Raw genomic sequence first — 6,283 nt, 5'->3', positions numbered from 1 at the left:
GCGGAGGTGTCGGTCTTGGAGGTGCGGTCGCCGTCCAGGCCCCGGTAGAGCCAGTAGTAGGTGGAGGCCGCGTTGCTCTTGGTGCCTGGAGTCGCCGACGACCTTGAGGACGAAGAGCTCGCCGTCACCGACGAGCTGGCGGGGGAGGGGGAAGACGTCCTCCACGGACTCCTCCGCGAGGATCGGGCCACCGGCGGCGATGCGGCCGACCAGCGGGACGTACGACGCGGCGGGCTTGCCGGCGGTGTCCGTGGGCTGCACCGTCACGGCCTGGTCGGAGCCGCGCACCTCGTACGCGCGCGGGCGGTGCGGGTCGCGGCGCAGGAAGCCCTTGCGCTCGAGTGCCATGAGCTGGTGCGCGACCGAGGAGGTGCTGGAGAGGCCGACGGCCTGGCCGATCTCCCGCATCGACGGCGGGTACCCCCGCCGCTGCACGGAATCCCTGATGACCTCGATCACCCGGCGCTGCCGGTCGGTGAGTCCGGAGCTGTCCGCCCGGATGCCTGGAGGTCGGCCCGGCAGAGAGCGCTTGTGCGCCTCGGGATTCGTGGCTTCGTTCATCGCGTGTACCGGCTCGACTCGGCCCTGGGAGCGGTCCTGGGCGGTGATGGTGGCACTGTCTGCGGTGGTGGTCACGTCGGCCCCTCTCGATGGTCTCCCTGCTGGACAACGGTAGTTGCTTTCGAAAGGTTGCGCCAAACACACGTTCGAGTGAAAAAGTGCGATTCACCGGACGCAATCATGTGTCTGGGTGTATGGCTGACGCGGCACCTGGCGGACAAAAGTGCTCATTGTTGTACTCTTCACCGCCGGGGTCGCTGACCTCGTGGGTTGCTTCCCCAGTCTGCCATCCGGAACCCGGCCTGCCGGGATGCGGGTCCCTTCTGTGCCGGAGTCCTACGCGTCCTCCGTGCGGCGCCCACGGTATCTCCGTAAATGCCACAGCGGTACGGTTCCGCGTCCGCGTGTTCCGGCGGGTCGCGGACACGGACCTGGCCGGCCGTTTTCCCGCGACACGCGACTCTGCCTCGGCGTATGGGTGAATCCCCACATCTAGTGGTTGGATGGCTACAGCAGCCCACAAGTTGTGGTCCCCCCGGTCCGAGACGGCTCGGCGATCGCTTATGCTTAGGGCTGCTTCGCGGGGCCCCTGGGTCCGGCGAGGCCATTGAGTCTGCTGTGAGGAGGGTTGGAGATCATGCACTGCCCCTTCTGCAGGCACCCCGACAGCCGCGTGGTCGACAGTCGTACGACCGACGACGGCACGTCGATCCGCAGGCGCCGCCAGTGCCCCGACTGCTCCCGTCGTTTCACGACCGTGGAGACGTGCTCGCTCATGGTGGTCAAGCGGTCCGGAGTCACCGAGCCTTTCAGCCGTACCAAGGTCATCAACGGCGTGCGCAAGGCATGCCAGGGGCGGCCTGTCACCGAGGACGCACTCGCCCAGCTCGGCCAGCGGGTCGAGGAGGCGGTGCGAGCGACCGGAAGCGCCGAGCTGACCACCCATGACGTGGGTCTGGCCATACTCGGCCCGTTGCAGGAGCTCGATCTCGTCGCCTATCTGCGATTCGCCTCCGTGTACCGGGCGTTCGACTCGCTCGAGGACTTCGAGGCCGCCATCGCGGAGCTGAGGCAGGCGACCGGAGGCCCCGCCGCGAACGACGAGGACGCGGAGACGGGGCGCCAGGAACGCGATCGCGGGCGCGGCGGGACCACCCAGGTCCCCGTGCCCGCCCACGCCGCCGACTGACCAGCAGGGCGGAAACCGGGGGGAGGCCCGGGTTCCGGCCGGGAAGCGGCGACCGAAGACCTGTTGCGGGTGGCAGTTGAGGGTGCCCGCAACACAAGACAGAACACCGTGCCACGGGAACAAACGAGGCACTTCAGGGCGTTTTTGCCCGTACAGGGAGGCGGCATGACAGAGACGGCGAGCGGTCCCGCACGAGGTTCCCGAGCCAAGGGCGGCAAGGCGGGAAACAAGGGACTGCAGATCGAGCGCATCCACACCACCCCCGGCGTACACCCGTACGACGAGGTGAGCTGGGAGCGCCGTGACGTCGTCATGACCAACTGGCGCGACGGCTCGGTCAACTTCGAGCAGCGCGGCGTCGAGTTCCCCGACTTCTGGTCGGTGAACGCGGTCAACATCGTCACCAGCAAGTACTTCCGGGGTGCCGTCGGCACCCCGCAGCGCGAGACCAGCCTCAGGCAGCTGATCGACCGCATCGTGAAGACGTACCGGAAGTCCGGCGAGGACAACAAGTACTTCGCCTCGCCCGCCGACGCGGAGATCTTCGAGCACGAGCTGGCGTACGCCCTCCTGCACCAGATCTTCAGCTTCAACAGCCCCGTCTGGTTCAACGTCGGCACGCCGCAGCCCCAGCAGGTATCCGCCTGCTTCATCCTGTCCGTCGACGACTCCATGGAGTCGATCCTCGACTGGTACAAGGAAGAGGGCATGATCTTCAAGGGCGGCTCCGGCGCCGGCCTGAACCTCTCCCGGATCCGCTCCTCCAAGGAGCTGCTGTCCTCGGGCGGCAACGCCTCCGGTCCGGTCTCCTTCATGCGTGGCGCCGACGCCTCCGCCGGCACCATCAAGTCCGGTGGTGCCACCCGCCGCGCCGCCAAGATGGTCGTGCTCGACGTCGACCACCCCGACATCGAGGACTTCATCCAGACCAAGGTCAGCGAGGAGGAGAAGATCCGCGTCCTGCGCGACGCGGGCTTCGACATGGACCTGGGCGGCGACGACATCGCGTCCGTCCAGTACCAGAACGCCAACAACTCGGTCCGCGTGAACGACGAGTTCATGACGGCGGTCGAGGGCGGCGGCAAGTTCGGCCTGCGCGCCCGTATGACCGGTGAGGTCATCGAGGAGGTCGACGCCAAGGCGCTCTTCCGCAAGATCGCCGAGGCCGCGTGGGCCTGCGCCGACCCGGGCATCCAGTACGACGACACGATCAACAACTGGCACACCTGCCCCGAGTCCGGCCGGATCACCGCGTCGAACCCGTGCAGCGAGTACATGCACCTGGACAACACGTCCTGCAACCTGGCCTCGCTGAACCTGATGAAGTTCCTCAAGGACGACGGCAAGGGCAGCCAGTCCTTCGAGACCGAGCGCTTCCAGAAGGTCGTCGAGCTGGTCATCACCGCGATGGACATCTCGATCTGCTTCGCGGACTTCCCGACCCAGAAGATCGGCGAGAACACGCGCGCGTTCCGCCAGCTCGGCATCGGCTACGCCAACCTCGGCGCCCTGCTGATGGCCACCGGTCACGCCTACGACTCCAACGGCGGCCGCGCCCTGGCCGGCGCCATCACCTCCCTGATGACGGGTACGGCCTACCGTCGTTCCGCCGAACTGGCCGCGGTCGTCGGCGCGTACGACGGCTACGCCCGCAACGCCGACGCCCACCAGCGCGTCATGAAGCAGCACGCCGACGCCAACGGCACGGCCGTCCGCATGGACGACCTGGACACCCCGGTGTGGGCCGCCGCCACGGAGGCCTGGCAGGACGTCGTCCGTCTCGGTGAGAAGAACGGTTTCCGTAACTCCCAGGCGTCCGTCCTCGCCCCGACCGGCACCATCGGTCTGGCGATGTCCTGCGACACCACCGGTGTCGAGCCCGACCTGGCGCTCGTGAAGTTCAAGAAGCTGGTCGGCGGCGGCTCGATGCAGATCGTCAACGGCACCGTCCCGCAGGCCCTGCGCCGCCTGGGCTACCAGGAGGAGCAGATCGAGGCGATCGTCGCCCACATCGCCGAGAACGGCAATGTGATCGACGCCCCCGGCCTCAGGCACGAGCACTACGAGGTGTTCGACTGCGCCATGGGCGAGCGCGCCATCTCCCCGATGGGCCACGTCCGCATGATGGCCGCGATCCAGCCCTGGATCTCCGGCGCCATCTCCAAGACGGTCAACATGCCCGAGACGGCGACCGTCGAGGAGGTCGAGGAGATCTACTACGAGGCCTGGAAGCTCGGCGTCAAGGCGCTCGCGATCTACCGGGACAACTGCAAGGTCGGCCAGCCGCTGTCGGCCAAGAAGAAGGAGACCGAGAAGAAGGCCGAGCTGCCCGCGGCCGTCGAGCCCAAGCTCGAGAAGGTCGTCGAGTACCGCCCGGTCCGCAAGCGCCTCCCCAAGGGCCGTCCCGGCATCACCACGTCCTTCACGGTCGGTGGTGCCGAGGGCTACATGACCGCCAACTCCTACCCGGACGACGGTCTCGGCGAGGTCTTCCTGAAGATGTCCAAGCAGGGTTCGACCCTCGCCGGCATGATGGACGCCTTCTCCATCGCCGTCTCCGTCGGTCTGCAGTACGGCGTTCCGCTGGAGACGTACGTCTCGAAGTTCACCAACATGCGCTTCGAGCCGGCCGGTATGACGGACGACCCGGACGTGCGGATGGCGCAGTCGATCGTCGACTACATCTTCCGCCGCCTGGCGCTGGACTTCCTGCCCTTCGAGACCCGCTCCGCGCTCGGCATCCACTCGGCCGAGGAGCGCCAGCGTCACCTGGAGACCGGCTCCTACGAGCCGAACGAGGACGAGGTCGACGTCGAGGGCCTGGCCCAGTCCGCGCCGCGCGCGCAGGAGCTGAAGGCCGTCGCCACGCCGAAGGCCGAGTCCGAGGCGGCCAAGCCCGCCCCGAAGCAGGCCCACACCAGCGCCGAGCTGGTGGAGATGCAGATGGGCATCCAGGCCGACGCCCCGCTGTGCTTCTCCTGCGGCACGAAGATGCAGCGGGCCGGTTCCTGCTACATCTGCGAGGGCTGCGGCTCGACCAGCGGCTGCAGCTGATGACACGCCGTTCCTGAGGTAAGGGGCGCCGGCAATAGCCGGCGCCCCTTACCTTTTTCGGTCCAGACGATCTCGCTCCACGGGACGACCGCGGCGGCGTAACCTCCCGCCATGACCATGACGGGGTACGACGCCGACATCAGCGGACTCGCCGGGCCGGAGCGCGCCGCGGCCCTCGACGTCCTGGCCGAGGACCTCCGCTCGCCCGATCCCGCCGTACGCGACGACCGGGCCTATCGCGCGGCCGTCCGCTGGATGCCCGGCCTCGCTCCCGGCGAACGGCGGTTGCTGGGCGACCGCATGGCCGCGCGCCTGAACGACCCGGCCGTGCAGGCCCGCAGTTTCGCGCCGCTGATCCTCGCGCGGATCGTGGAGGCAGGCGACTGGCGGCCGCAGTGGTGGGGCGCCTTCGCCGCCTGGTACCCGGCTGGGCTGGCTGCACGCCGTCGCCCACGGGGCGGACCTGCTGGCCGCGCTCGCCCGGCACCCGGGTCAGGACCCGCTGCCGCTGGCCGACCTGGCCGTCACCCGGCTGCTGGCGCCCACCGGCCACCTCTTCGACGCGCAGGAGGACGACCGCCTCGCCTACGCGCTCGCGCAGATCCTCTGTCATCCCGCCCTCACCGGAGCGGACTCCGTACGGTGGCTGGACCGGATCGCCGACGCCTTCCGGACGGGGGAGCCGGGTCCGGTCCCCGCCTGGGCCTCCAACGCCATGCGCACCCTGCGCATGCTGTACGTCCTGGCCGACCGCGGCCTGAGCAGGCGCAACACCGACGAGCCGGCGCGGCAGCTCACCCACCGCGCGGCCGTCCTGGAGGCCCTCGCCGGAACGCTGGCGATCGTCGCCCCCTACACGGGCTGAGCCTCAGGGCCGGTGCGCCCTGCCCATGACCCGGGTGAACGTCTCCGGGTCCTCGTCGAACCCGTGCACACCGGGACGGAAGGCCCACTCGCCCGACGCGTCACGCACGAACTCGGCGATCGTGGCCGCCGTCGCGCCGAGAACCCCACCGAAGTCGTCCTCCGCGAGCACGGTGTAGCCCTCCCGGATACGCATGGCCGGATTCAGCACGTCGACGAACGTCTTGGGCACCGGCCGCTGCTGGATGACGACACCGACCACCACGCGCGCGTACCGGCCGTCGAGGCGGTCCAGTTCGAGCGTCATGACCTCGTCCCAGCCGAAGCCCCTGCCGTCCGTGCTGTCCCGGTTGAGGAAGATCGTGCCATCCGGCGAACGGCTGTCGAAGTGCACCAGATAGGCCGGAGCCCCGTAGGCGTCGCCCGACACGAACGTCGCGGCGATGATGTCGAGATCGGTGGGCGGCCGGCCCGCGGGACTCGGGTCCCACTTGATCGCTGCCTCGACCTTGCGCATTCCCTTGCTGAAGCCGGTCACCAGGCTTCCCCTTCCCCCCTGTCGACACCTCGTCCCCAACTCCCTTGGAGCCGGGGCTCCTTGTCCATCGTGCCACG

At 68.9% G+C, this 6,283-nt stretch carries 5 protein-coding genes and 1 pseudogene; 4 read left to right on the top strand and 2 right to left on the bottom strand.

The features are described 5' to 3' along the window. Positions 1 to 636 (bottom strand): transcriptional repressor LexA (gene lexA / locus ACWEN3_RS10660; protein ID WP_452968289.1); only part of this gene is annotated, 636 nt, incomplete at its 3' end. Positions 637 to 1,198: 562 nt separating this feature from the next. On the opposite strand from lexA, the gene nrdR reads away from it, so the two are divergent. The 4 genes and pseudogenes from nrdR to ACWEN3_RS10640 all read left to right on the top strand — a co-directional run bounded on the left by nrdR (position 1,199) and on the right by ACWEN3_RS10640 (position 5,669). Further along, positions 1,199 to 1,750, top strand: a complete 552-nt coding sequence (gene nrdR / locus ACWEN3_RS10655) for a transcriptional regulator NrdR (RefSeq protein WP_452968286.1) — start codon at positions 1,199 to 1,201, stop codon at positions 1,748 to 1,750. A 165-nt stretch (positions 1,751 to 1,915) separates the two neighbouring features. Then, positions 1,916 to 4,804: a vitamin B12-dependent ribonucleotide reductase gene (locus ACWEN3_RS10650; RefSeq protein WP_452968283.1), complete on the top strand. Its 2,889-nt coding sequence runs from the start codon at positions 1,916 to 1,918 to the stop codon at positions 4,802 to 4,804. A 427-nt stretch (positions 4,805 to 5,231) separates the two neighbouring features. Then, positions 5,232 to 5,486, top strand: a pseudogene (locus tag ACWEN3_RS10645) (DUF2785 domain-containing protein); the annotation flags it as partial. 33 nt (positions 5,487 to 5,519) lie between these two features. Next, complete coding sequence (locus tag ACWEN3_RS10640; protein WP_452968280.1) at positions 5,520 to 5,669, top strand: hypothetical protein; 150 nt, start codon at positions 5,520 to 5,522, stop codon at positions 5,667 to 5,669. Positions 5,670 to 5,672: 3 nt separating this feature from the next. Here the strand turns inward: ACWEN3_RS10640 and ACWEN3_RS10635 are convergent, their stop codons facing one another. Then, the gene (locus ACWEN3_RS10635) at positions 5,673 to 6,245 is read right to left on the bottom strand and encodes a TerD family protein (protein WP_452968277.1); all 573 of its coding nucleotides are present in this window, start codon (positions 6,243 to 6,245) and stop codon (positions 5,673 to 5,675) included. Positions 6,246 to 6,283 lie beyond the last annotated feature (38 nt).

Source organism: Streptomyces sp. NPDC004561 (genome assembly GCF_053602155.1).
Note: the sequence above shows the minus strand (reverse complement) of the source record. Positions and strands in the feature narration are given on the sequence as shown.